The sequence below is a fragment of the Salinicola sp. genome, assembly GCF_982684285.1.
Genome location: NZ_CEXLVS010000475.1, coordinates 1 through 1,319 on the forward strand (window position 1 = coordinate 1; position 1,319 = coordinate 1,319).

Here is a 1,319-nt window from a genome sequence, read left to right on the forward strand (position 1 = left end):
CCAAATCTAATACACGTGCACCTTGAGGGATCCAATCGCTAATAATTTGTAAATCTACGCGTAAACTCATGTTGGCTCGCAATCAGCGGCGACACGCTGCATATAGGATTTAAATATTTCGTGGTAACGGGCTATAGGCATCAAGAAGGCATCATGGCCTTGGTGGGCCTCGATTTCAGCATAAATAACTTCTTTGCCATTGTTAAGTAGTGCGTTGACAATTTCATGAGAACGGTCAGGTGCAAATCGCCAATCACTCGTAAATGACACGACTAGGCACTTAGCTTGAATAGAGGCGAATGTTTTAGCTAAATCATGACCAAATTCTTTCGCTGGGTCAAAGTAGTCCAAGGCTTTAGTCATCAGTAAATAGGTATTGGCATCAAAATGTTCAACAAAGGTTTCGCTTTGGTAACGCAAATAACTTTCAATTTGGAAGTCCACATCATAACTATAATGAATAGTGTCATGACGAAGAGCACGACCAAATTTTTCCCCCATCGCTTCATCTGATAGATAAGTGATGTGTCCTAACATGCGAGCTAAACCTAGGCCTTGGCGTGGGAGGGTTTGGTGATCTGCATAATGACCATCGTGGAAATCAGGGTCTGATTTAATAGCTGTCCGGGCGACTTCATTGAAGACGATATTCTGTGCAGATAGTTTTGGTGCAGCGGCAATAATTAATGCATGACGTAAACGATCAGGGAAACTGATAGCCCATTGCATGGCTTGCATGCCACCTAGACTACCACCAACAACAGCTGCCCATTGATGGATATTATGAGGAGCTGCCAATATTGTTTGGCTGGTCACCCAGTCTGAAACGGTGATGATAGGGAAATCTGGACCGTAGATTTTATTTGTTTCAGGATTGATGCTTGTTGGTCCCGTTGAGCCTTTACAGCCACCAATATTATTTAAGCAGACAACATAAAAATCATTAGTATCGATGGATTTGCCAGGACCAATAGCGGTATCCCACCAGCCAGGTTTGTTATCTTCTTTACTGTGATAGCCAGCGGCATGGTGGTCACCTGACAGAGCATGACAGATTAATACTGCATTGGACGCATCTTTATTGAGTTCACCATATGTTTCATAAACAAGATCATAGCTGAGTAAGCTACGACCACATTCGAGAGTAATTGGCGTATCAATATGAAGGTTTATAGAATTAACCAGACCGACTGAATCGGCCGGTATTGTGTCCGGCATAGTTTTACTATTCCTTGGTTCTTATAGGCAAAAGTCTAAATAGTCAGCGACGATTGTGCAATAAAGACTTTATGGTTCGTTCTTAGCCTGTTAAAAGTGGT

At 42.4% G+C, this 1,319-nt stretch carries 1 protein-coding gene; it reads right to left on the reverse strand.

Going from position 1 to position 1,319, the window contains the following annotated elements:
• Nucleotides 1–66 precede the first annotated feature (66 nt).
• Entirely contained in the window at nt 67–1,218 is a 1,152-nt protein-coding gene (gene metX, locus AC3AYF_RS21235) for a homoserine O-succinyltransferase MetX (RefSeq protein ID WP_487780452.1), read from the reverse strand.
• Nucleotides 1,219–1,319 lie beyond the last annotated feature (101 nt).

Excerpts from the sequence above, each read along its gene's own strand:
- metX (WP_487780452.1), bottom strand. The coding sequence starts at position 1,218 with ATGCCGGACACAATACCGGCCGATTCAGTCGGTCTGGTTAATTCTATA.